General features: G+C 63.0%; 29 protein-coding genes. 23 read left to right on the top strand and 6 right to left on the bottom strand.

Annotation, left to right across the window (positions count from 1 at the left end; translation table 11 throughout):
- The first annotated feature begins 62 nt into the window (after positions 1-62).
- The 18 genes from rplN to JQ575_RS21565 all read left to right on the top strand — a co-directional run bounded on the left by rplN (position 63) and on the right by JQ575_RS21565 (position 11,654).
- Positions 63-431: a 50S ribosomal protein L14 gene (gene rplN / locus JQ575_RS21650; protein ID WP_011473865.1), complete on the top strand. Its 369-nt coding sequence runs from the start codon at positions 63-65 to the stop codon at positions 429-431.
- Entirely contained in the window at positions 431-745 is a 315-nt protein-coding gene (rplX, locus tag JQ575_RS21645; protein WP_212035207.1) for a 50S ribosomal protein L24, read from the top strand. Before rplN ends, rplX begins: the two co-directional genes overlap by 1 nt.
- Positions 738-1,295, top strand: a complete 558-nt coding sequence (gene rplE / locus JQ575_RS21640; protein ID WP_192733859.1) for a 50S ribosomal protein L5 — start codon at positions 738-740, stop codon at positions 1,293-1,295. The genes rplX and rplE overlap by 8 nt, the downstream gene beginning before the upstream one ends.
- A gap of 44 nt (positions 1,296-1,339) precedes the next feature.
- On the top strand, positions 1,340-1,645 hold the full coding sequence (gene rpsN / locus JQ575_RS21635) for a 30S ribosomal protein S14 (RefSeq protein ID WP_192733858.1): 306 nt from the start codon (positions 1,340-1,342) through the stop codon (positions 1,643-1,645).
- A 14-nt stretch (positions 1,646-1,659) separates the two neighbouring features.
- Positions 1,660-2,058: a 30S ribosomal protein S8 gene (gene rpsH, locus JQ575_RS21630; protein WP_212035206.1), complete on the top strand. Its 399-nt coding sequence runs from the start codon at positions 1,660-1,662 to the stop codon at positions 2,056-2,058.
- Positions 2,059-2,072: 14 nt separating this feature from the next.
- Positions 2,073-2,606, top strand: coding sequence for a 50S ribosomal protein L6 (rplF, locus tag JQ575_RS21625; protein ID WP_212035205.1), 534 nt, complete (start codon positions 2,073-2,075; stop codon positions 2,604-2,606).
- 11 nt (positions 2,607-2,617) lie between these two features.
- Entirely contained in the window at positions 2,618-2,977 is a 360-nt protein-coding gene (gene rplR / locus JQ575_RS21620; RefSeq protein ID WP_212035204.1) for a 50S ribosomal protein L18, read from the top strand.
- 62 nt (positions 2,978-3,039) lie between these two features.
- Entirely contained in the window at positions 3,040-3,615 is a 576-nt protein-coding gene (gene rpsE, locus JQ575_RS21615; protein WP_028349043.1) for a 30S ribosomal protein S5, read from the top strand.
- A 41-nt stretch (positions 3,616-3,656) separates the two neighbouring features.
- A complete protein-coding gene (gene rpmD, locus JQ575_RS21610) occupies positions 3,657-3,848 on the top strand; it encodes a 50S ribosomal protein L30 (RefSeq protein ID WP_212035203.1) in 192 nt (63 codons plus the stop codon).
- Positions 3,849-3,931: 83 nt separating this feature from the next.
- Positions 3,932-4,420, top strand: a complete 489-nt coding sequence (gene rplO / locus JQ575_RS21605; protein WP_212035202.1) for a 50S ribosomal protein L15 — start codon at positions 3,932-3,934, stop codon at positions 4,418-4,420.
- A gap of 146 nt (positions 4,421-4,566) precedes the next feature.
- Positions 4,567-5,898 (top strand): preprotein translocase subunit SecY, encoded by a 1,332-nt coding sequence (gene secY / locus JQ575_RS21600; protein ID WP_192733852.1) that lies wholly within the window; start codon positions 4,567-4,569, stop codon positions 5,896-5,898.
- 95 nt (positions 5,899-5,993) lie between these two features.
- Entirely contained in the window at positions 5,994-7,103 is a 1,110-nt protein-coding gene (locus JQ575_RS21595; RefSeq protein WP_249166801.1) for a preprotein translocase subunit SecY, read from the top strand.
- Positions 7,100-7,969: an adenylate kinase gene (locus JQ575_RS21590; RefSeq protein WP_212035200.1), complete on the top strand. Its 870-nt coding sequence runs from the start codon at positions 7,100-7,102 to the stop codon at positions 7,967-7,969. The genes JQ575_RS21595 and JQ575_RS21590 overlap by 4 nt, the downstream gene beginning before the upstream one ends.
- A 184-nt stretch (positions 7,970-8,153) precedes the next feature.
- Entirely contained in the window at positions 8,154-8,522 is a 369-nt protein-coding gene (gene rpsM, locus JQ575_RS21585) for a 30S ribosomal protein S13 (RefSeq protein WP_192733849.1), read from the top strand.
- Between the two features lie 121 nt (positions 8,523-8,643).
- On the top strand, positions 8,644-9,033 hold the full coding sequence (gene rpsK / locus JQ575_RS21580; protein ID WP_192733848.1) for a 30S ribosomal protein S11: 390 nt from the start codon (positions 8,644-8,646) through the stop codon (positions 9,031-9,033).
- Positions 9,034-9,151: 118 nt separating this feature from the next.
- Complete coding sequence (locus JQ575_RS21575; protein WP_192733847.1) at positions 9,152-10,183, top strand: DNA-directed RNA polymerase subunit alpha; 1,032 nt, start codon at positions 9,152-9,154, stop codon at positions 10,181-10,183.
- 124 nt (positions 10,184-10,307) lie between these two features.
- Complete coding sequence (gene rplQ, locus JQ575_RS21570) at positions 10,308-10,724, top strand: 50S ribosomal protein L17 (protein WP_192733846.1); 417 nt, start codon at positions 10,308-10,310, stop codon at positions 10,722-10,724.
- A 135-nt stretch (positions 10,725-10,859) separates the two neighbouring features.
- A complete protein-coding gene (locus JQ575_RS21565) occupies positions 10,860-11,654 on the top strand; it encodes an SDR family NAD(P)-dependent oxidoreductase (protein ID WP_212035199.1) in 795 nt (264 codons plus the stop codon).
- A 103-nt stretch (positions 11,655-11,757) separates the two neighbouring features.
- Here the strand turns inward: JQ575_RS21565 and JQ575_RS21560 are convergent, their stop codons facing one another.
- The 4 genes from JQ575_RS21560 to JQ575_RS21545 form a co-directional block, all read right to left on the bottom strand.
- Positions 11,758-12,162 (bottom strand): hypothetical protein, encoded by a 405-nt coding sequence (locus tag JQ575_RS21560; RefSeq protein WP_212035198.1) that lies wholly within the window; start codon positions 12,160-12,162, stop codon positions 11,758-11,760.
- Positions 12,163-12,391: 229 nt separating this feature from the next.
- Positions 12,392-13,885, bottom strand: coding sequence for an amidase (locus JQ575_RS21555; RefSeq protein WP_212035197.1), 1,494 nt, complete (start codon positions 13,883-13,885; stop codon positions 12,392-12,394).
- Positions 13,886-13,906: 21 nt separating this feature from the next.
- Positions 13,907-14,884 carry a tripartite tricarboxylate transporter substrate binding protein gene (locus JQ575_RS21550; RefSeq protein ID WP_249166800.1) on the bottom strand — a complete coding sequence of 326 codons (978 nt, stop codon included), beginning with the start codon at positions 14,882-14,884 and terminating at the stop codon, positions 13,907-13,909.
- 130 nt (positions 14,885-15,014) lie between these two features.
- A complete protein-coding gene (locus JQ575_RS21545) occupies positions 15,015-16,028 on the bottom strand; it encodes a zinc-binding alcohol dehydrogenase family protein (protein WP_212035196.1) in 1,014 nt (337 codons plus the stop codon).
- Between the two features lie 118 nt (positions 16,029-16,146).
- Here JQ575_RS21545 and JQ575_RS21540 point away from each other — a divergent pair, with 118 nt between their 5' ends.
- From JQ575_RS21540 to JQ575_RS21525, 4 genes are all read left to right on the top strand, one after another.
- Positions 16,147-16,524 carry a helix-turn-helix domain-containing protein gene (locus JQ575_RS21540; protein ID WP_212035195.1) on the top strand — a complete coding sequence of 126 codons (378 nt, stop codon included), beginning with the start codon at positions 16,147-16,149 and terminating at the stop codon, positions 16,522-16,524.
- Between the two features lie 74 nt (positions 16,525-16,598).
- On the top strand, positions 16,599-17,990 hold the full coding sequence (locus tag JQ575_RS21535; protein WP_212035194.1) for a DegQ family serine endoprotease: 1,392 nt from the start codon (positions 16,599-16,601) through the stop codon (positions 17,988-17,990).
- The gene (locus JQ575_RS21530) at positions 17,987-19,324 is read left to right on the top strand and encodes a replication-associated recombination protein A (protein ID WP_212035193.1); all 1,338 of its coding nucleotides are present in this window, start codon (positions 17,987-17,989) and stop codon (positions 19,322-19,324) included. The genes JQ575_RS21535 and JQ575_RS21530 overlap by 4 nt, the downstream gene beginning before the upstream one ends.
- 111 nt (positions 19,325-19,435) lie before the next feature.
- Positions 19,436-20,035, top strand: coding sequence for a tetratricopeptide repeat protein (locus JQ575_RS21525; protein WP_312015982.1), 600 nt, complete (start codon positions 19,436-19,438; stop codon positions 20,033-20,035).
- Positions 20,036-20,066: 31 nt separating this feature from the next.
- Here the strand turns inward: JQ575_RS21525 and JQ575_RS21520 are convergent, their stop codons facing one another.
- Both JQ575_RS21520 and JQ575_RS21515 read right to left on the bottom strand, forming a co-directional pair.
- Positions 20,067-20,411, bottom strand: a complete 345-nt coding sequence (locus JQ575_RS21520) for a hypothetical protein (RefSeq protein ID WP_212035191.1) — start codon at positions 20,409-20,411, stop codon at positions 20,067-20,069.
- 203 nt (positions 20,412-20,614) lie between these two features.
- Positions 20,615-21,517, bottom strand: a complete 903-nt coding sequence (locus JQ575_RS21515) for an alpha/beta hydrolase (RefSeq protein ID WP_249166806.1) — start codon at positions 21,515-21,517, stop codon at positions 20,615-20,617.
- A gap of 303 nt (positions 21,518-21,820) precedes the next feature.
- On the opposite strand from JQ575_RS21515, the gene JQ575_RS21510 reads away from it, so the two are divergent.
- Positions 21,821-23,020: an RluA family pseudouridine synthase gene (locus tag JQ575_RS21510; RefSeq protein WP_212035189.1), complete on the top strand. Its 1,200-nt coding sequence runs from the start codon at positions 21,821-21,823 to the stop codon at positions 23,018-23,020.
- Positions 23,021-23,142: the final 122 nt, after the last annotated feature.

Here is a 23,142-nt window from a genome sequence, read left to right as displayed (position 1 = left end):
TGACTGGTTTTGGGAAATTTTAAGCGCGTTTCAGCGCATCAGAAAGAGGACGAGGTGCATCAATGATTCAGATGCAGACCAACCTCGACGTGGCCGATAATTCAGGCGCACGCCGTGTCATGTGCATCAAGGTGCTTGGGGGCTCCAAGCGCCGCTATGCCACCGTGGGCGATGTTATCGTTGTGTCGATCAAGGAAGCGATTCCGCGCGGCAAGGTGAAGAAGGGCGACGTGATGAAGGCTGTCGTGGTGCGGGTCCGCAAGGACATCCGCCGCGCCGACGGCTCGGTCATCCGCTTCGACCGCAACGCCGCCGTGCTGATCAACAATCAGTCGGAGCCGGTCGGCACCCGTATCTTCGGGCCCGTGCCGCGCGAGCTGCGCGCCAAGAACCACATGAAGATCATTTCACTTGCGCCGGAGGTGCTGTGATGGCTGCCAAGATCCGCAAGGGTGACAAGGTCATCGTGCTGAACGGCCGCGACAAGGGCCGTACCGGCGAAGTATTCGAGGTCCGTCCCGACGAGAACAAGGCTCTCGTGCGCGGCGTCAACCTGGTGAAGCGTCACCAGAAGCAGACCCAGGCCCAGGAAGGCGGCATCATCTCCAAGGAGGCGCCGATCCACCTGTCCAACATCGCGTATGTCGGCAAGGACGGCAAACCGACCCGCGTGGGCTTCAAGATTCAGGCTGATGGCAAGAAGGTACGCATTGCCAAGAGCTCGGGAGCAGAGATCGATGGCTGAAACCGCTTATGTGCCGCGCCTGCGCGTGGAGTATGACAAGAGCATCCGCAGCAAGCTGACTGAACAGTTCGGCTATGCCAACGTCATGCAGGTGCCGCGTCTTGACAAGGTCGTCCTCAACATGGGCGTCGGCGATGCCGTCAACGACCGCAAGAAGGCCGAGACCGCGGCTGGCGACCTGTCGCTGATCGCCGGCCAGAAGGCGATCGTGACCTATTCGCGCGTCGCGATCGCGACCTTCAAGCTGCGTGAAAACCAGCCAATCGGCTGCAAGGTCACGCTGCGCAAGGCCAAGATGTACGAGTTCATCGACCGTCTGGTGAACGTGGCGCTGCCGCGCGTGCGCGACTTCCGCGGCCTCAATCCGAAGAGCTTCGACGGCCGCGGCAACTATTCGCTCGGCCTCAAGGAGCACATCATTTTCCCCGAAATCGACTTCGACAAGGTTTCGGAAGCCCGCGGCATGGACATCACGGTTTGCACCACGGCGCAGACCGACGACGAGGCGCGTGCCTTGTTGACCGCTTTCAATTTCCCGTTCCGGCAGTGAGACGCAGTTAAAGCCTCTCAAACGCGGAAACCCAGGAGCCAAGCATGGCAAAGAAGAGTTCAATCGAGAAGAACAACCGGCGCAAGCGGATGACCAAGAACGCCGCACCCCAGCGCGCGAAGCTGAAGGCGATCATCGCCGACAAGACCAAGCCGATGGAAGAGCGCTTCGCGGCGACGCTGAAGCTTGCCGAGATGCCGCGCAACTCGTCGGCGACGCGCATCCGCAACCGCTGCGAACTCACCGGCCGCCCGCGCTCGGTCTACCGCAAGAACAAGCTCAGCCGCATCGCGCTGCGTGAACTCGGCTCCAAGGGCCTGGTTCCCGGGCTCGTGAAGTCGAGCTGGTAAGGGAGGGTCGTCAGATGTCTACGCACGATCCGATCAGCGATCTCATCACCCGCATCCGCAACGCGCAGATGCGCTCGAAGTCCAAGGTTTCGACCCCGGGCTCGAAGATGCGCGCCAACGTTCTCGAAGTGCTGAAGTCCGAGGGCTACATCCGCGGCTACGCCAGCGTAGAGCATTTGTCCGGCCGCAGCGAACTCGAGATCGAACTGAAATATTTCGACGGCGAGCCGGTCATTCGCGAAATCGAGCGGGTGTCCAAGCCAGGCCGCCGGGTTTACGCCTCGGTGAGGAACCTGCCGCGCGTCAACAACGGTCTCGGTATTTCGGTCTTGTCGACGCCGAAGGGAATCATGGCTGACCACGAAGCGCGTGAAGCGAACGTGGGCGGCGAAGTTCTCTTCACGGTGTTCTGAGGAAGGATTTTAGCATGTCACGTGTTGGCAAACGGCCCGTGCCGATCCCGTCCGGTGTGACGGCGACGGTCGAAGGGCAGACCGTCAAGATGAAGGGGCCGAAGGGCCAGCTTCAGTTCGTCGTGCATGACGACGTCGAGGTGAAGTTCGAGGACGGCGCGGTCAAGGTCGCGCCGAAGCTCGAAACCAACCGGGCGCAGGCCATGTACGGTACCGCGCGCGCTCAGGTCGCAAACCTGGTCGAGGGCGTCACCAAGGGTTTCGAGAAGAAGCTCGAGATCACCGGCGTCGGCTATCGTGCCGCGCTGCAGGGCAAGAACCTGCAGCTCGCGCTCGGCTACAGCCACGACGTCGTCTACGCGATCCCGGATGGCATCACCATCGTGGTGCCGAAGCCGACCGAGATCACGATCACGGGCAATGATTCCCAGCGCGTCGGTCAGGTTGCGGCTGAAATCCGCGCCTATCGCCCGCCGGAGCCCTACAAGGGCAAGGGCGTGAAGTACGCCAACGAATTCATCTTCCGCAAGGAAGGCAAGAAGAAGTAACGGAGCCGGCCATGTCACTGAAAGTTACAAATGCCCGGCGCAAGCAGCGTGTGAGGAATTCACTGCGCCGCTCCGCCAATGGACGTCCGCGTCTGTCGGTGTTCCGCTCGTCGAAGCACATCTATGCCCAGGTCATCGACGACCTGAAGGGCGAGACGCTGGCTTCCGCATCATCGCTGGAAAAGACCATGCGCGAGAGCGGCAACACGGGCGCTAACATCGATGCGGCCAAGGCCGTCGGCAAGCTGCTGGCGGAACGCGCCGTGCAGAAGGGCGTCAAGGAAGTGGTGTTCGATCGCGGTCAGTACCTGTATCACGGGCGCGTCAAGGCGCTTGCGGATGCGGCCCGCGAAAGCGGATTGAGCTTCTAACAACCGATTTTGAACCAAGATGAAGGACAGGGGCGTTAGGCTCCCTGAGATTGGAAAACACCATGGCAGGTGAACGCGAACGCGGCGGACGCGAACGGAGCAGGGATCGCGAAGAGCGCGACAGCGAGTTCGTCGACAAGCTGGTCCACATCAATCGCGTGGCGAAGGTCGTCAAGGGCGGCAAGCGCTTCGGCTTTGCGGCGCTGGTCGTGATCGGCGACCAGAAGGGTCGGGTCGGTTTCGGTCACGGCAAGGCGCGCGAAGTTCCCGAGGCGATCCGCAAGGCGACGGAATCGGCGAAGCGTAACCTGACGCGCGTTGCTCTGCGCGAAGGCCGCACGCTGCATCACGATATCGCCGGCCGTCACGGTGCGGGCCGCGTCTATCTGCGCGCAGCCCCGGCCGGTACCGGCATCATCGCGGGCGGTCCGATGCGCGCGGTGTTCGAAACGCTCGGCATCCAGGACGTGGTGGCGAAGTCGATCGGCTCGTCGAACCCCTACAACATGGTTCGCGCAACCTTCGACGCGCTGAAGCATCAGGATTCGCCGCGTTCGGTGGCGGCACGCCGCAACATCAAGGTGTCCACGCTGCAGTCGCGCCGCGTCGGTGGCGATGCCGAAGTGGTGGCTGAATAAACAATCAGGCGCAGTTTCCCGCGCCGTTCGGAGTCAAGACGATGGCCAAGGCCGCAAAGATGATCAAGGTCGAGCAGACTGGCAGCGCAATCCGCCGCCACCACTCGCAGCGTGCGACGCTGATCGGCCTCAAGCTCAACAAGATCGGCCGGGTTTCCGAGCTGCAGGATACGCCTGCAGTTCGCGGCATGATCAGCAAGGTTCAACATCTCGTCCGCGTCGTCGGCGAGTAAGCAAGACAGGGAGGAGCATGATCCCGAAAAGTGGGGACCGGTTTTCGGTCAAGATCATGCTCCCAAGAGAGAGGAATTTCGCGATGAAGCTCAGCGATATCGCCGACAACGCCGGCTCGCGCAAAAAGCGCATGCGCGTCGGCCGTGGCATCGGTTCAGGCAAGGGCAAGACTGCGGGCCGCGGCGGCAAGGGCCAGACCGCGCGTTCGGGCGTGCGCATCAAGGGCTTCGAGGGCGGCCAGATGCCGCTGCATCGGCGCCTGCCGAAGCGCGGCTTCAACAACATCTTCAAGCTCGATTTCGCCGAGATCAATCTCGACCGCCTGCAGGACGCGATCGATGCCAAGCTGGTCGACGCCAAGGAAACCATCACCGCCGAGTCGCTGGTGAAGGCCGGCGTGCTGCGCCGCGCCAAGGACGGCCTGCGGCTGCTCGGCCGAGGCGAAATCAAGGCCAAGCTCGCCATCGAGGTGCATGGCGCCTCGAAATCCGCGATTGCGGCGGTCGAAAAGGCCGGCGGCACGGTGAAGGTTCTGGCTCCGGCCAAGAAGGAAGAAGGCGAGGCGGCGTAACATCTGCGTCATTGCCCGCCGCGGCGCGGGCAATGCGCCGTTTGAACGATGGACTTATCGAAGCCGAGCACCAAATAATGTCCGGCGTCTGCCGATGGCCCCGCTCGGGGCCCACGGCGTGAGGGACGGCGGGAGAAAGCCTAGACATGGTCTCAGCAGCAGAACAACTTGCGGCAAACCTCAATTTCTCTGCGCTCGGCAAAGCCGACGAACTGAAGAAGCGCATCTGGTTCACACTGGGTGCGCTGCTTGTTTATCGGCTGGGCACCTACATTCCGCTGCCCGGCATCGATCCCGCGGCGTGGGAGCAGGTGTTCAAGTCGCAGGCCGGCGGCATCCTCGGCATGTTCAACATGTTCGCCGGCGGCGGTATCAACCGCATGGCGATCTTCGCCCTGAACATCATGCCGTACATCTCGGCGTCCATCATCATCCAGCTTCTGACCACGGTTTCGCCGCAGCTCGAGGCGCTGAAGAAGGAAGGCGAGGCCGGCCGCAAGACGCTGAACCAGTATACCCGCTATCTCACGGTGATCCTCGCCGCGTTCCAGTCCTACGGCATCGCCGTTGGCCTGCAGGGCGCCGGTAACGTCGTCAGCGAACCCGGGCCGTTCTTCCTGATCTCCACCGCGATCACGCTGACCGGCGGCACCATGTTCCTGATGTGGCTCGGCGAGCAGATCACCTCGCGCGGCATCGGCAACGGTATTTCACTGATCATTCTGGCCGGCATCGTCGCCGAGTTGCCCTCGGCGCTCGCCAACATGCTCGAACTCGGCCGTCAGGGTGCGCTGTCGACCGCCCTGATCCTGGTCGTGATCGTGATGGCTGTCGTCGTGATCGCCTTCATCGTGTTCATGGAACGCGCGCAGCGACGGCTCCTGATCCAGTATCCGAAGCGCCAGGTCGGCAACAAGATGTTCGAGGGTCAGTCCTCGCATCTGCCGCTCAAGCTCAACACCTCGGGCGTGATCCCGCCGATCTTCGCCTCGTCGCTGCTGTTGCTGCCGACCACGGTTGCCAACTTCAACGCCGGCAAGGGTCCGGAGTGGTTCCAGTGGCTCAACACCCAGCTCAGCCACGGCCGTCCGCTATTCCTGTTCTGTTATCTCGCGCTGATCGTGTTCTTCGCGTTCTTCTATACCGCGATCGTGTTCAATCCGACCGAGACCGCGGACAATCTGAAGAAGCATGGCGGTTTCATCCCCGGCATCCGTCCGGGCGAGCGTACCGCCGAATACATCGACTACGTGCTGTCGCGCGTGACGGTGCTCGGCGCGATCTATCTCGCCATCGTCTGCCTGATTCCCGAAGTTCTGATCTCCTACGCCGCGGTGCCGTTCTACTTTGGCGGAACCTCGCTTCTGATCGTCGTCAGCGTGACGATGGATACGGTGGCGCAGGTGCAGGGTTATCTGCTTGCCCATCAGTATGAAGGGCTGATCCGCAAGTCGAAGCTCAAGGGCCGCCGTCGATGAAGTCTGAGCTGCCGCGCCGGATCGCGATCACGATCGGCGCGCTGCTCATCTTCCGGCTCGGCAGTCATATCCCGCTTGCGGGCCTCTCGCCACAGATGCAGGCCGGCCTGCTGCTTTCATCGCACGCTGCCATCCGCATTTCGATTTTCGCGCTCTTCATCATTCCCTATCTGAGTGTCGCGATCGTCATGCAGCTTGTCGCTGTGGTGTGGGGCAGGCTGAGCGCGCTCGAACGATCGGGTGAGGCCGGCCGCCGCAAGATTACCCGCTTCACGCTGATCCTGACGCTGCTGCTTGCGACATTCCAGGCCTTCGGCGTCGCGTCCGGTCTTCAGGACGTTCCCGGCCTCGTCACCGAGCCCGGCGGCTGGTTCCTGCTGTCGGCCGCTGCAACGATGGTAGGTGGCGTGTTCTTCCTGGTCTGGCTCAGCGAACAAATCACCCGCTACGGGATCGGCAACGGTCTCGCGCTGCTTCTGTTCGTCGGCATCATCGTTTCGCTTCCGGCGGATATTTCCGCCACCTTCGAACTGCTGGGACAGGGCGCGATCTCCGGCAACCTTCTGCTTTTGCTGGCCATCCTCGCGGTCGTGGGGGTCGCTGTCATCGTCCTCGTCGAAGGCGCGCGGCGGAACGTGCCGGTGCAATTTGCCGCGCGCCAGGCAGGAACACGCCTGCTTCCTGCGCGCTCCTCGGTGCTGCCGATCAAGATCAATAGCGCCGGGTTCCTGATCCCGGCCACCGTGACGCCGTGGATTTTCTATCTTCCGCTGGTGCTTGCGACCCTGGCTTTCGGCCAGACACCGACGCTCGCCGCTGCCTACGACCATATCCAGTTCGCCCGGCCGGTCCACATGATCCTCGGATCCATTGCGGTCTTCGTGCTGGCTTTCATCTATACCGCCTATGTGCTTGATCCCGCGCGCATCGCCGAGGTCTTGCACAAGCGGGGCGGCGCCATTACAGACGTGGCGCCGGGCGAACCCACCGCCGACCATCTCGATCGCGTCGTGACGTTGACGACCTTCATCGGAGCCGTCTACCTCGTGGCCGTGTCGCTGATTCCGGAAGCCCTGGTGGCTTACGGTAGGCTGCCCTTTCTTTTTGGTGGTGGGTCGGCGCTGATTGTGGTTTGCACTATCCTTGATATCAAAACGCAGGTGCGCGGGCATTCGCTCACCAAGCCGGGGGGCGAATTGTCATGAGATTGATCCTTTTGGGGCCGCCGGGTGCGGGCAAGGGGACCCAGGCGCAACGGCTGGTCCACAAACACAACCTGATCCAGCTCTCCACCGGCGAGATGCTGCGCGCTGCGGTGGCCGCCCAGACGCCGATCGGCCTGCAGGCCAAGGACATCATGGCGAGCGGGTCGCTGGTGCCGGATGAAATCGTGATCGGCATCATCTCCGACCGCCTCGACCAGCCCGACATGAAGAACGGGTTCATCCTCGACGGCTTTCCACGCACGGTGCCGCAGGCCGCAGCCCTCGATGACCTGCTGAAGAAGAAGCACATCAAGCTCGACGCCGTGATCGAGCTGCGCGTCAACGAGAGCGCGCTGCTCGACCGCGTCGAGAGTCGCGTCGCCGAGATGCGGGCGAGGGGCGAGGAAGTGCGAATCGACGACACCCCGGAGGTGCTGTCGAAGCGGCTGGCGAGCTACCGGACCCTGACCGAGCCGCTGATTCACTACTATTCGGAGCGGCGGAAGCTGCTCACGGTCGACGGTATGATGACCATCGAGCACGTCACCCGGGAAATTAACCGGATCCTGTCCGCGATCGGCGCGGTGGAACCCAAAGCTTCAAAGGCGGCGGCACCGGCCAAACAGGCCAAGGCAGGCGCCAGGAAGACCACCAAGCCCGCGGGCAAAAAAGCCGTCAAAACCGCCGGGAAGGCCGCCAAATCCGCTCCAAAGGCCACCAAAGCGGTCTCCAAGGGGGCAAAAAAGGCCAAAAAGGCGACCAAGAAAATTGCCAATAAAACTGGCAGGAAAACGGCCAAAAAGGCGGTCAAAAAGCCCGCCAAGAAGGCCGTGAAAAAGGTCACGAAAAAGCGAGCTAAACGATAGAGACGGTTGACGAAACCGAGTTGAATCCTTTAATAAGCCCCGCATCCAAGTCGGATAGTTTCAGACGATGCCGGGCCCCAAAGAATCTGAGGGGACGGGCGTCGTGTTCGCGTTTGCGGACACCTGCCCGAGTTAGCAAGAACATAGCCCGGTCCGCGAGGGATCGGTGACAGGAGAGAAGTCCGTGGCCCGTATTGCCGGCGTGAATATCCCGACCAACAAGCGCGTCTTGATCGCGCTCCAGTACATCCATGGCATCGGCCAGAAGAACGCGGCCGAGATCATCGAGAAGGTGAAGATTCCCGCCGAGCGCCGCGTCAGCCAGCTCAGCGACCAGGAAGTTCTGCAGATCCGCGAAGTCATCGACCGCGACTATCTGGTCGAGGGCGATCTTCGTCGTGAAGTCGGCATCAACATCAAGCGTCTGATGGACCTCGGCTGCTATCGCGGCCTGCGTCATCGCCGCGGCCTTCCGGTGCGCGGTCAGCGCACCCACACCAATGCGCGTACGCGCAAGGGCCCGGCCAAGTCGATTGCCGGCAAGAAGAAATAAGCTCGCGAACAGCTGACGCGAGGCGGCGAATTTCCATTCGCTCCTCACCGTCTGCTTTTCGCGTTTTAGGTGTAGCCGCTGGCACTACGGCGGCGTTTGAGATCACAGGAAAGGTTTTGGAATGGGCAAGGAAGCCACCCGCATACGCCGCCGCGAACGCAAGAACATCGCCTCCGGCATCGCGCATGTGAATTCGTCGTTCAACAACACGACCATCACCATCACCGACGCGCAGGGCAACACCATTGCCTGGTCGTCGGCCGGCACGATGGGCTTCAAGGGTTCGCGCAAGTCGACCCCCTATGCCGCGCAGGTCGCGGCCGAAGACGTTTCCAAGAAGGCGCAGGAACACGGCATGCGCACGCTGGAAGTGGAAGTTGCAGGCCCCGGTTCGGGCCGTGAGTCGGCGCTTCGCGCGCTGCAGGCGGCGGGCTTCACCGTCACATCGATTCGCGACGTGACGACGATCCCGCACAATGGTTGCCGTCCGCGCAAGCGCCGGCGCGTTTGATGTTTTGGTCGCGGGCGGATCTATCCGCCGCGCGATTGCCTTGGAATTTCGACAGCCGCGGGCTGATCCGCGATCTCCAACGTCAGTTGCGGGCACGACTGGCCCAAAGGACTGACACATGGGTGACACAGTGACGATCCAGAAAAATTGGCAAGAACTTATCCGACCGAACAAGCTGCAGGTAACGCCGGGCACCGATGCGGCCCGGTTTGCGACCGTTGTCGCAGAACCCCTCGAGCGCGGCTTCGGCCAGACCCTCGGTAACGCGCTACGCCGCATCCTGCTGTCGTCGCTGCAGGGTGCAGCGGTGCAGTCGGTGCACATCGACGGCGTGCTGCACGAGTTCTCCTCGATCGCGGGCGTTCGCGAGGACGTCACCGACATCGTGCTCAACATCAAGGACATCTCGATCAAGATGCAGGGCGAAGGCCCCAAGCGTATGGTCGTGAAGAAGCAGGGCCCGGGCGTCGTCACCGCCGGCGACATCCAGACCGTCGGCGACGTCGTGGTGCTCAATCCCGACCTGCAGATCTGCACGCTGGACGAGGGCGCGGAAATCCGCATGGAATTCACCGTCGCTGCCGGCAAGGGCTACGTCGCCGCCGAGCGTAACCGCCCCGAAGACGCGCCGATCGGCCTGATCCCGGTCGACAGCCTGTTCTCGCCGGTCCGCAAGGTCTCCTACAAGGTCGAGAACACCCGCGAGGGCCAGATCCTCGACTACGACAAGCTGACCATGACGATCGAAACCAATGGTGCGATCACGCCGGAAGATTCGGTGGCCTATGCCGCCCGCATCCTGCAGGATCAGCTCAACGTGTTCGTGAACTTCGAAGAGCCGCGCAAGGAAGTGGCGCAGGAGATCATCCCCGATCTCGCGTTCAACCCGGCGTTCCTCAAGAAGGTCGACGAACTGGAGTTGTCGGTGCGTTCGGCAAACTGCCTGAAGAACGACAACATCGTCTACATCGGCGACCTCGTGCAGAAGTCGGAAGCGGAAATGCTCCGTACCCCGAACTTCGGCCGCAAGTCGCTGAACGAGATCAAGGAAGTGCTGGCCCAGATGGGTCTGCATCTCGGCATGGAAGTGCCGGGCTGGCCGCCGGAGAACATCGACGAGCTCGCCAAGCGCTTCGAAGACCACTATTGATTTAGCAATGACCGCGATGGCCGGGCGAAAGCGCGGCCATTGCATTTTGGGCGAACGCAGGCGGCCCACCTGAGCAACAAGTCCGACGAACCGTCGCGACAGATCAAGTATTGAGGAATTCAACATGCGTCACGGCAAGGTTCACCGGAAGCTCAACCGCACCGCCGAGCATCGCAAAGCGATGTTCGCCAACATGTGCGCGGCGCTGATCAAGCACGAGCAGATCGTCACCACGCTGCCGAAGGCCAAGGAATTGCGCCCGATCGTCGAGAAGCTGGTCACGCTCGGCAAGAAGGGCGGTCTGGCCATGCGCCGCCAGGCGATCTCCGAAATGCGCGACAAGGATCAGGTCCGCAAGCTGTTCGACGTGCTGGCGTCCCGCTACAAGGACCGCCAGGGCGGCTACACCCGCATCATCAAGGCCGGCTTCCGCTACGGCGACAACGCCCCGATGGCCGTGATCGAATTCGTCGACCGCGACGTCGATGCCAAGGGCAAGGACTCCGGCCCGGTGCAGGAAAAGTCCGCCGAAGCGGCGTAAGGTTTCCCGAAATCAGTTTCCAAAAGCGGCGCCTCCGGGCGCCGCTTTTTTTTGAGCATCACCTGCGGGTGAGTAGCGATTGCGGTTTTGTGCGCCGCTTCCAATATCTCCGTCATCAATGATGGAGGCATTTCAATGAACATCGATCTTTCGGGGAAAACCGCGCTGGTCACAGGCTCGACCGCCGGCATCGGACACGCCATCGCCAAAGGCCTCGCCGCAACCGGCGCCAGCGTGGTCGTCAATGGACGCTCGCAAGCCAAGGTCGATGCCGCGTCAGGTGCCATCACCAAGGCCGTGCCCGGCGCCAAGGTCCGCGGCGTTGCCGCCGATGTCTCGACCGGCGCGGGATGCAAGGCGCTGCTGGCCGCGCTGCCCAGCGTCGACATCCTGATCAACAATGCCGGGATATTCGAGCCCAAGGGCTTCTTCGATATTCCCGACGAGGACTGGAGCCGCTTCTACGAGGTCAACGTGATGTCGGGCGTGCGGCTGTCGCGCGCCTATATGCCGGGCATGCTGACGCGCAACTGGGGGCGCATCGTCTTCATATCCTCGGAATCCGGGCTGAATATTCCGAAGGAGATGATCCATTACGGCATGACCAAGACCGCGCAGCTCGCGGTTGCGCGAGGTCTTGCGGAGCTGACCCGCGGCACCGCGGTGACGGTCAATTCGGTATTGCCGGGGCCGACGATGTCGGAGGGTGTCGAGACCTTCGTCAGGGATCTGGCAAAGCAGAATGGCCAGTCTGTCGAGGAGGCGGCTTCCAGCTTCGTCAAACAGCATCGCCCGACCTCGCTGCTGCAGCGCTTTGCCAGCGTTCAGGAGATCGCCAACATGGTGGTCTATGTCAGCTCGATGGAAGCCTCCGCCACCAACGGCGCCGCGCTTCGTGTCGAAGGCGGGATCGTGCAAACCATCGCATGAGGCGTTGCCGGCGTGTGTGCACGGCGCGGCGTCGCATATCCGACTGACGCGAACTGCCTAAGACAAAAAGGGCCGCCATTTCGGGCGGCCCTTGTTAGTGCAACTACCAGCGGCGGTAGTAGGCGCGATGGTACCGTGGACCGTAGAAGCGCGGACCGTAGGCGTAGACCGGACGATATACGCGGCGAACATAGGGGCCACCATAGTAGCCGCCGTAATAGCCCGGTGCGTAACCACCATAATAGGCGGGCGCGTACCCGCCGCCGTAATATGCTGGCGCGTAGCCGCCGCCATAATACCCGTAGCCGGGGCCGTAATACCCGTAGCCCGGACCGTAGGCGTAAGCGTTCGACGCAATACCGCCGATCACTGCTCCCGCCAGCAATCCGCCAGCGATCCCCGGGAAAAATCCGCCGCCGCGCCAGCGCGCTTCCGCGGGCGAGGGCGCCGCGACCGCCGTCAGGCCGAGGACGGCCGCAAGTGCTAGGATCAAAGGTGCTTTCCTCATGGAACACTCCTTTCCGCAAATCCGTAAAGCAGACGCTCAATAAACACATTCAAGTGAAGTTTGTTGCACGCGGCAAGCGGCCGGACGGCCGGGCGGCAGATTTAATATTCATGAACAAGGGTTCAGGCGGCTTTCAGTGCCCCCGTCGCAAGGCACAGGGCGCTGGAGCGCCGGCTGATGTTTGAGGAGGGGTGGCGCCGGCGTGAATGCGCCCGCGACGCCTGCATCCTCAGTCGAAATCGCGGAATCCCGGCTTGCCGGCAATCGGCTTCTGGCGGCCCAGCCAGGCGAGGTCGGGAACGGGACGGGCGGTCGCCGGATTGGCTGACAGCAGCGCCTCGATCTCGCGGGCCACCGACAGCGTCGCGAGATCGCCGCCTCGCGGTCCGATCACCTGGATACCGAACGGCATTCCGGCGCCGTCGCGGCCCGCCGGTATCGCCACCGCGGGATGCCCGACATTGGTGACCGCATAGGCCATCGCCAGCCAGTGGAAATAGGATTTTGTCGGGCGGCCATCGATGATTGCAGGGTACAATTCCGACCACGGCCGCGGGCTGATCGTGATCGCGGGCGCGAGAACGAAATCGTGATCGCCGAAAAATTCCTGCCAGCGCCGATACATCTCGGTCTGCATCGACAGCGCGCGCGCGACGTCGAGCGCTGAATAGCCGAGGCCCTCGGCCACGTTGTCGCGAATATTGGGGCCGACCTTGTCCGGATGTTTTTCCGCAAGTTCGCGGTGGCGGCCGAGGAAGGCGACCGCGCGCAGGACCGCGAACACGTCGTCGGCATTGCTGCAATCCGGATGGGTCCATTCGACGCTGCGGAACGCCGATCCGAAGGTTGCAAGCTTGGTCTTGAAGGTATCGGCGATCGCGCGCTCCGTTGGCGCGAAGCCGAAGTCGGTCGTTGCCGCAATTCGCAAGGCGCCGAGGTCGGTTGTTGGTGGATCGCGATAGGCTGATGGCGCCGGCGAGCCGCCGGCGTGAAGGATCGCAGAAAGCGGATCCCGCGCGTCGCGGTCCAGCATGCAGGACAGCATCAGGCAGGCGTCCGATACGGTGCGGGCCATCGGGCCGAGCTGCGAGATCTGCAGCCAGGCCATGTTGCGGCTGTTGCTGGCAATCAACCCGGGCGAGGGACGAAAGCCCACGACGCCGCAAAAGGCGGCGGGATTGCGCACCGATCCGCCGGTGTCGGAGCCGGTCGCCAGCGGCACCATGCCGGTGGCAAGCGCCACCGCCGATCCGCCGGACGAGCCGGCCGCGGACCGATCGGGGTCGAACGGATTGCCCGTCGCGCCATGCAGCGCGTTGCGGGTGTTGCCGCCCGCGCCCCATCCGGGAACGTTGGTCTTGCCGATAACAACCGCCCCGGCACGCCTGAGCATCGCGACGATGGCTTCATCGCTCCTGGCAATATTGTCGGCGAACAGCACGCTGCCGAAACTCGTCGGCAGCCCCTTGGCGTCGATCAGGTCCTTGACCCCCAGCGGCAGCCCGTGCAGCGGCCCGAGCGCGTCGCCGCGCATCACAGAGGCCTCGCTCTGTCGCGCCGTCTCGCGCGCAGAATCAAACCCACGCGCGATCATGGCGTTGACAGCCGGATCGACCGCCTCGATGCGGCCGATGCAGCTATCGAGCAGTTCGACCGGCGAAAGCTTGCGCTCGCCGATCAGCGCCCGCGCCGTCACCGCGGAGAGGTCGCAGGGTTCGGTCATTTCAGCTCTGTCATATCAGGATCACTCTTCCTTGATGCCGGCGGCCTGCGCCAGCGCCTTCATCTCGGCGATTTCCTTGGTCACGAAGCCCGGCCAGTCCGTATAGCGCTTGAATGCCGGCTCGAACCCGACCTTCTGGAAACGCTCGGCCACAACAGGGTTTGCGATCGCCTCTTCAAGCATACCCGCCAGCCTGTCGCGGATCGCGGCGGGCGTTCCCTTTGGCACGACCAATGTACCCCAGGAGGTGATGTCGGCCTTGGGATAACCGAGTTCGGCGAGCGTCGGCACATCAGGGAGGAACGCCGAGCGTTTGGCGGCGAAGATGGCGAGCGGTCGTACGGTGCCGGCCTCGACCTGTGTCTTGACCGCGATCATCGTATCGACGTGATACTCGATGTGCTTGCCGATCAGATCGTTCATCGCCGGCGCGCTGCCCTTGTAGGGCAGGTGCACCATCTTGATGCCGGCGCTCGACTTGAACAGTTCGCCGGCAAAATGGGAAATGGTTGCCGCGCCAAATGAGGCCAGCGACAGCTTGTCGGGATTGGCCTTGGCGGCGGCGACGAGGGCGGCGACATCCTTGATCGGGTTGTCGCGATGGGTCACCAGCACCATGCCAATGGTGCCGATCTGGCCGATCGGCTCGAAGTCTTTTGCGCTGTCGAAGGGCACGGTCTCCTTCACCGCATTCTGCAGCGTGAAGGTAGAGTTCGAGGAGAAGAACAACGTATAACCATCCGGCGCGGCATTGGCCGCCTCCCGGGCGCCGACGGTGGTGCCGCCGCCGGGGCGGTTCATGACGATCACCGGCTTGCGGAGCCGGGCCTCCAACTCGCTGGCGATAATGCGGCCGACGACATCGGAGGCCCCGCCGGCCGGGAAGGGCAGGATCAACTGGAGCTGCTTTTCGGGATAGTTCGCCTGCGCCTCCGCTACGTTGGCGCTTCCGACCAGGCCGGCCGCCGTCATCGCGGCCATCAGAAACGTGCGTATCATGTCGAACAAGTACTCCTGTCTTCCGTAAACCCTGGCAATTCGCGCCGGGGTTTTTGGCGACAGCGGTCCCGGATCGATGCAGGACACGGTCCCTTGAATCGGGCTTCTGATCAACCCAATTATTGGCCCGCTACCATCCTTCCAGCACGATCTTGCCGCGCGATTTTCCCGACTCCAGAAGCGCATGCGCGCGCTTGAGGTTGGCGGCGTTGATGGTGCCAAAGGTCTGGTCGAGCGTGGTGCGCAGCACGCCCTTGTCGATGAGGTCGGCGACATCGTTCAGCAGCATATGCTGCGCAATCATGTCCGGCGTCTGGAACGACGAGCGCGTGAACATCGATTCCCAGTGCACCGAGATCGCCTTGCCCTTGAAGGCGCTCATGGTGAATTCCGGGGGATCGTCGATCAGGCCGAACTTGCCCTGCGGCGCCATCAGGTCCGCGATTCCCTTGTAGTGCTGATCGGTGTAGGTGAGGCTGGCGACGAGGCCGACCGGCGGCACCTTCAATTGCTCGATCTGCTCCTTCATCGGCTTGCCATGATCGATCACAGCATGCGCGCCGAGATCGAGGCACCACTTTTTCGATTCCGGCCGGGTCGCGGTGGCAACCACGGTGAGGCCGGTGAGGCGACGCGCGAGCTGGATCAGGATCGAGCCGACGCCGCCGGCACCGCCGGTAATCAATAGCGTGCGCGGATCGACGCTCTTGCCCGGTACCGCGCCGAGCCGGTCGAACAACAATTCCCAGGCGGTGATCGAGGTCAGGGGCAGCGCGGCGGCCTGCGCAAAGGAGAGCGACTTTGGCTTGCGGCCGACGATGCGCTCGTCGACCAGATGGAATTCCGAATTGGTGCCCTGGCGCAGGATCGAGCCGGCGTAGAACACTTCATCGCCCGGCTTGAACAGCGTCACGTCAGGCCCGACCGCATCGACAACACCGGCGGCGTCATAACCCAAAATCTTGGTCTCGCCTTCGGGCGGCGCGGCGCGCTTGCGGACCTTGTAGTCCACCGGGTTGGCCGAAATCGCTTTTACGGCGACTCTGACGTCGCGTCCCTTCGGCTCCGGTTTGGTGATCTCGAAATCGATCAGCGAATTCGCGTCCTCGACGGGGAGCGATTTTTGGTATCCGACGGCCTTCATGGCTGCTGTCTCCTGCCAGTTCTGTTGATTGAGCCTACCTGTCGCGCTGGCGTCAATTTGGCAAGTACTGTAAAATAGGGGAACTAGTCCCTGTTTGGATACTATTGGAAAATAACGCATGAAAAGGCGGAATTTTGCTCATCGGCCCGGCTGCTCGGTGGAAGTCACCCTCGACCTGATCGACGGCAAATGGAAAGGCGTGATCCTGTTCCATCTGCAGGCCGGTACCCAGCGATTTGGGGAGTTGCGGCGGCGGATGCCCGGCATTACCCAGCGCATGCTGACCAAGCAGCTGCGCGCACTGGAGGATGACAAACTGGTGGTCCGCAAGGTCTATGCCGAGGTGCCGCCGCGGGTCGAATATACCCTCTCGGAGCTCGGCGAGAGCCTGCGTCCCGTGATCGATACGCTGAAAGCGTGGGGCGAGAGCCATCGGGACCGGCTGTCCTGTGGACCCGCACCGGAAACCATCAAAGCGCCCGATCGCGCAGCGTAGTTGTGTACCGCTTTGTCTTCTCTCGTTGCCGCCTCGCATCTATATCTGACGCACCAAATTACGGGATTTCTTGCATGTTGATTCGCTCTCTTGCCCTGCTACTGGTTTCCGCGATCGTTGCCACGCCGGCGCTGGCGCAGGACCGCCGCGTGCCGTCGTCGGGAGCCGAACTGCGGCTATCCTTTGCGCCGATCGTGCAGCGGGTGCAGCCGGCGGTGGTCAACGTCTATGCCGCCAAGACCGTGCAGAACCGCAATCCCTTGCTGGACGATCCGATCTTCCGCCGCTTCTTCGGCGTGCCCGGTCAGCAGCCCGAGCAGATGCAGCGTTCGCTGGGTTCGGGCGTGATGGTCGATGCCTCCGGCCTCGTCGTTACCAACAACCACGTCATCGAAGGCGCCGATCAGGTCAAGATCTCGCTGGCTGACAAGCGCGAATTCGAAGCCGAGATCGTGCTGAAAGACAGCCGCACCGATCTGGCGGTGCTGCGCATCAAGGACTCCAAGGAGAAGTTCACGACGATCGACTTTGCCAATTCCGATGAATTGCTGGTCGGCGACGTCGTGCTCGCGATCGGCAATCCCTTCGGCGTCGGCCAGACCGTGACGCAGGGCATCATCTCGGCGCTGGCGCGCACGCAAGTCGGCATCACCGACTACCAGTTCTTCATCCAGACCGATGCCGCGATCAACCCCGGCAATTCCGGCGGCGCGCTGGTCGACATGACCGGCAAGCTTGCGGGCATCAACACCGCGATTTTCTCGCGCTCCGGCGGCTCGCAGGGCATCGGCTTTGCGATTCCCGCCAACATGGTGCGCGTGGTCGTGGCCTCCGCCAAGAGCGGCGGCAAGGCGGTGAAGCGCCCGTATCTTGGCGCCAGGTTGCAGGCGGTGACGCCCGAGATCGCGGAGACGCTGGGGCTGAAGTCACCGACCGGTGCGCTGGTCGCCAACGTCGCGGCGAACAGCCCGGCAGCGCGCGCCGGATTGAAACTGTCCGACCTGATCGTGGCTATCGACGGACAGGTGATCGACGACCCCAACGCGTTCGACTATCGCTTCGCCACCCGTCCGTTGGGTGGTTCGGCGCAGATCGACGTGCAGCGCGCCGGCAAGACCGTGAAGCTGAATGTGCCGCTGGAAACCGCGCCCGATACCAATCGCGATGAGATCGTGCTGACCGCACGCTCGCCGTTCCAGGGCGCGAAGGTCGCCAACATCTCGCCGGCGGTGGCCGACGAGCTGCGGCTGGACGCTTCGACCGAAGGCGTCGTCGTGATCGATCTCGCCGATGGCGGAACGGCCGCCGGCGTTGGTTTCCAGAAGGGCGACATCATCCTCGCGGTCAATAGCCAGAAGATCGCCAAGACCAGCGATCTCGACAAGGCGTCCAAAACCTCGGCGCGGATCTGGCGCATCACGGTGGTGCGCGGCGACCAGCAGATCAACGTGACGCTCGGCGGATGAGCCCGAAGCAGCCACGCGAAGCTGCCAACCTCTTTGCCGCGGCAGGGATGGAGCAGGACGCGCCGCGTCCGCTGCCGGACCGGCTGCGCCCGCAGTCGCTATCCGATGTCGTCGGCCAGGATCACATCCTCGGCCCCGACGGCGCGCTGACGCGGATGCTGGAAACGCGCACGCTGGGCTCGCTGGTGTTCTGGGGGCCGCCCGGTACCGGCAAGACCACCGTGGCGCGGCTGCTCGCCGATGCCACCGAACTGCATTTCGAGCAGATCTCCGCGGTTTTTTCCGGCGTCGCCGATCTGAAGAAAGTGTTCGATGCCGCGCGCGCCCGCCGCGAGACCGGCAAGGGCACGCTGCTGTTCGTCGACGAGGTGCATCGCTTCAACCGTGCGCAGCAGGATTCGTTTCTGCCCGTGATGGAAGACGGCACCGTGGTGCTGGTCGGCGCCACCACCGAAAATCCGTCGTTCGAGCTCAACGCGGCGCTGCTGTCGCGGGCGCGCGTGCTGGTATTTCATTCACTTGATGCAGTGGCGGTGGAACAGCTCTACGCCCATGCCGAAAAGATCGAGGGCAAAAAACTGCCGCTCGATGCCGAGGCCCGCGCCGTGCTGGTGCGGATGGCCGATGGCGACGGCCGCGCCGCGCTGACGCTCGCCGAAGAAGTCTGGCGCGCCGCACGCAAGGGTGAAGTCTTCAACGCCGAGAAGTTGCAGGACATCCTGCAACGCCGCGCGCCGATCTACGACAAATCCGCCGACGGCCACTACAATTTGATCTCGGCGCTGCATAAGGCGGTGCGCGGCTCCGATCCGGATGCGGCGCTGTATTATCTCGCGCGCATGATGGACGCCGGCGAGGACCCGCTGTTCCTGGCGCGGCGGGTGGTGCGCATGGCGGTGGAGGACATTGGCCTTGCCGATCCGCAGGCGCTGGTGATCTGCAACGCCGCCAAGGACGCCTATGATTTCCTCGGCCATCCCGAGGGCGAACTGGCGATCGCGCAGGCCGTGATCTATCTCGCCACCGCGCCGAAATCGAACGCCGCCTACAAGGCCTTTGGCGCGGCGATGCGCACGGCGAAGGAGGGCGGTTCGCTGCTGCCGCCAAAGCACATTCTCAACTCGCCGACCAAGCTGATGAAGTCGGAAGGCTACGGTTCCGGCTACGAATACGACCACGATGCGCCCGATGCGTTTTCCGGCCAGGACTATTTCCCGGACGCGCTGGGACGCCAGACATTTTATGATCCGCCCGACCGCGGTTTTGAGCGCGAAATCCGCAAGCGGCTGGATTATTGGGCGAAGCTGCGACGGGAACGCAGTGGGGAAAGCTGAATGATTGGTCTGAAGTGCCGTGGCTTGTTCGCTTTCGCGTGCGCGCTTCTTGCCGTGGGGTTTGCGCATTCCGCGTCGGCTGACACCGTGGAAGTTGCGCCGGGGATACAGGTGACGAAGCGTAGCTATGCGGCGCCGAGCAAGGAACAGCCGTTCTTTGGCTTCGCAGCCAAGACCGACGCGGAGCGGAATGAGGACGACAAGTTCGTCAAGGCGCTGGTGCAGGCGGCCGGGACCAAGGAGAAGGCCCTGGACGAAGTGGTCAAGCGTGGTTGGCGGGCGCTTGGATCGGGCAAGTACCCCGAAGCTGCACTGCGATTCAACCAGGCCTATCTCGTGGCTCCCGAACAGAGCGTCGTCTATCACGGCCTGGCGGCGATCGCGCAAATCCGCTTCAAGGACCTCGACTACGCCGAAGAGCTGTTCCGGATCGCGCAGAAGCAGCCCAATCCGTTGAAGATGCTGAATGCGGACTATGGCCGCGTGCTGCTGGTCGCCAAGCGTCCGAAGGAGGCGCAGCCGGTGCTGGAGCAGGCGGTCAAGGACACGCCGGACTTCGGCGACGCCTGGATCAATCTCGCCCACGCCCGCCTGCAAAACGGCGACCGCGACGCCGCCTGCGCGGCGGCTGATGTAGCGATGAAGCAGCGTCCGTCGAGCAATGCGAGCGTCGATCTCAACCGCTTGAGGAATGACGCGCAGTGCAAGTGAGCACCCGGAGTTCGGCCTGCACGAGCGGCCATCAACCCTTCGCGAATTGAATGCAGGCCAGGGCGAACGTAAGAATGCCGGCGATCACCAGATACAGCGCCGTTCGCTTCCGCGACTCGATGGCCCCACGTGCCAGCGAGACGGCCAGAGTTCCTCCGGCTGTCACGACATGCTTCAATACGATTTGCCGCACGAACGGATTGCTGATTTTCATCGCGATGCGTTCGACCTGCTCTCGGCCCTGGCCGGCAAACTCGCTGCTGAGCGATTGGTCGAAGATGCGGAGCGCCATTCGGAATGCGAGAACCAAGCCTGATCCGACGACGATCATCGCCGTACCCAGGATGGCGATCAGAATTTCCACGAAGATGGACATTCCCGTGATCCCTTCGATTGGCGTTCGCAAGCTGCGCCGGCCCGTTCGGCAAGCTCCACGGGCACGCTCGGCAGATCATGAGCATCTTCGGGAATAGCTCAGTGACAAAGGTCACACCGGCCGGCTTTCGTCGTTGCGGGTGGAGGATCGCTTCGTGAGAGTTCAGCGCGGGGATTTCCGGGCACGTAGAGGCGAGAGCAAACTTACTTCCCCGCCTTCACGAACTCCATGATTTCATCAGTCAATCGCGTATCCGACGTGTTGATCGCGTAGACCTCCGACATGTGGCTGTGCTGCGGCAGCATGAAGGTGCGCGCGCATCCGTTGGCGCTTTTGCAGGTGGCCTGTTTCAGCAATTCGTATTGCTCGATGAAGCGCGGTGGATCGAGTTCGGCGGCCGTGACCATCAATGGAATCTTTGTTTCCAGCAAACCTCGCAGCGAGGATCGTTCGGCATAGCGCGAGGGATCGGAACCGAAATAGGTGATCTCGGCGTCGCCGACCGGCGAGGCGGTGAGATCATAGATGCCGGAGACCATGATCGCGCCCGCAAGGCCGCCGCCCTTCACCTTGTGAAGCTCGGGATGCGATACGTAGTTGGCGACATGCACCGCGCCGGCGGATTGCCCCATCAGGAAGATGCGATCGGGATCGCCGCCGCGCTCGCGGATTTTCTCGCTCACCCATTGCACCACCGACGCAAGGTCTTCGGCGCTGGCTGGATACACGAATTGCGGCGCCAGGCGGTAGGTGGCGTTGACGCCGACGAAGCCGTTCTTCACCGCCCACAGCATGATGTTGTCGTAAAAGGGACTGCCGGGATTGCGCTTGTTGCCGGCAACAAAGCCGCCGCCGTGGATGAAGATCAGCACCGGCCGCGCGGATGAATTAGTGTCCGGCGTAAACACGTCCAGCAGATGCCGCTCCGCCGCGCCGTATTTGACGTCGCGCTCGGTCTTGATGCCCTCGTAGGGCTCCTTTTGCTGCATCGGCGCGTAGAGCGCGGCGGTCTTGGGCGGGTCGATGGTGCGCCCGAGCTCCAGCAGCTTCCACGCCAAATCTTCGGACATCGCCGGCTGCTGTGCGAGGGCTGAACCCGCCCACATTGCTGCGGTCACGGCCAGGAACACCTTCACGGCCCATGTCGTCGATTTCATCCCGCAACTCCCGTTTGCTTCCAAACCATCATCCTGCCGGTGCCTGGCTGGCCGCCGGCCAGGCGGACAAGCTTTCGCACGCGACCCGCGCCCACACGAGTATCAGATGGATCTGGCGCGAGACCAAATGCAGCGGAAATTGAAGCCGGATCGGCCGGGATTTGCGCAGACATTCGCCGGAACGGGCCGATTCACCGTGACGATTCGCTGCTTTTGCGCTAGGCAACGGCCTTATCCGGAGCCAAGCCAATCATGAGCCGTCGCGTCAAAAAACCTCTCCGCCCGGCGGGCGACCGCCCCAAGGGCGCGCGTCCCTATCGGGGCTCGAAAGCCGAGCGGCCGGCCCATCGTCCGGGCGGCAAGCCGCCGGCGCGTTTTGCGGCCGCGGCCCCCCGCGCGCCGAAACCGGCGCCTTACGTGCCCGAGCCGGAGAAAGTGGTCGCCGAGCCGCCGCCGCTGCCGACCAAGGTTCAGACCGTGGTCGTGACCGCGGACGAGAACAACATGCGCGTCGATCGCTTCCTCGAGGCGCGTTTCCCGGGCCTGTCGTTCTCTCACATCCAGCGCATCGTCCGTAAAGGCGAGCTGCGCGTCAACGGCAAGCGCGCCGACAGCAAGGACCGGATCGAGGAGGGGCAGAGCATCCGGATTCCGCCGCTCAAGCTCGATACGCCGAAGGTCGGCGGCACGCTCTCGGAAGCCGCGACCAAGACGCTGCAGGCGCTCAAGGACATGATCCTGTTCGAGGATGCCGACGTCATGGTGCTGAACAAGCCCGCAGGGCTTGCGGTGCAGGGCGGCTCCGGCATCACGCGCAATGTCGACGACATGCTGGAAGTAATGCGCGACGCCAAGGGACAAAAACCAAGACTGGTGCACCGGCTGGACCGGGAAACCTCGGGCTGTCTGTTGATCGCAAAGACGCGCTTTGCCGCCACCGCGCTGACCGGCTCGTTCCGGCATCGCTCGGCGCGCAAGATTTACTGGGCGATGGTGGCGGGCGTACCGAAGCCGAAGCAGGGCCGCATCTCGACCTATCTCGCCAAGGAAGAGAGCGAGGACGATACCATCATGCGGATCGCCAAGCACGGCGACGAAGGCGCCAGCCACGCGGTAACCTACTATGCTGTCGTCGAGACCTCGGCGCAGAAACTCGCCTGGGTGTCGCTGAAGCCGGTGACCGGGCGAACCCATCAATTGCGCGCCCATATGGCGCATATCGACCATGCCATCGTCGGCGACCCCAAATACTTCAACAAGGAAAACTGGGACCTGCCGGGCGGCATCCAGAACCGCTTGCATCTCCTGGCGCGCCGGATCGTGATCCCGCATCCGCGTGGCGGCGTGATCGACGCGACCGCGCCGTTGCCGCCGCACATGCTGCAATCCTGGAACCTGCTCGGCCTCGAAGCCGACCGCTTCGATCCGATCGAGAACGCGCCGGAGGAGTAGGGCGTTCGATCCGTCCATGCGCCGCCATCAACTTTTCGGGAGCGCAAGAACGATCAAATCGAGGGCATGCTAATCAGTTATCGCCCGGTCCGGTTTGTTTTGGCACCAGGCTGCCATCGTGA

Origin of the sequence: Bradyrhizobium sp. JYMT SZCCT0428 (assembly GCF_018131075.1) — a bacterium.
In the GTDB taxonomy this organism is placed as follows: domain Bacteria; phylum Pseudomonadota; class Alphaproteobacteria; order Rhizobiales; family Xanthobacteraceae; genus Bradyrhizobium.
Note: the sequence above shows the minus strand (reverse complement) of the source record. Positions and strands in the feature narration are given on the sequence as shown.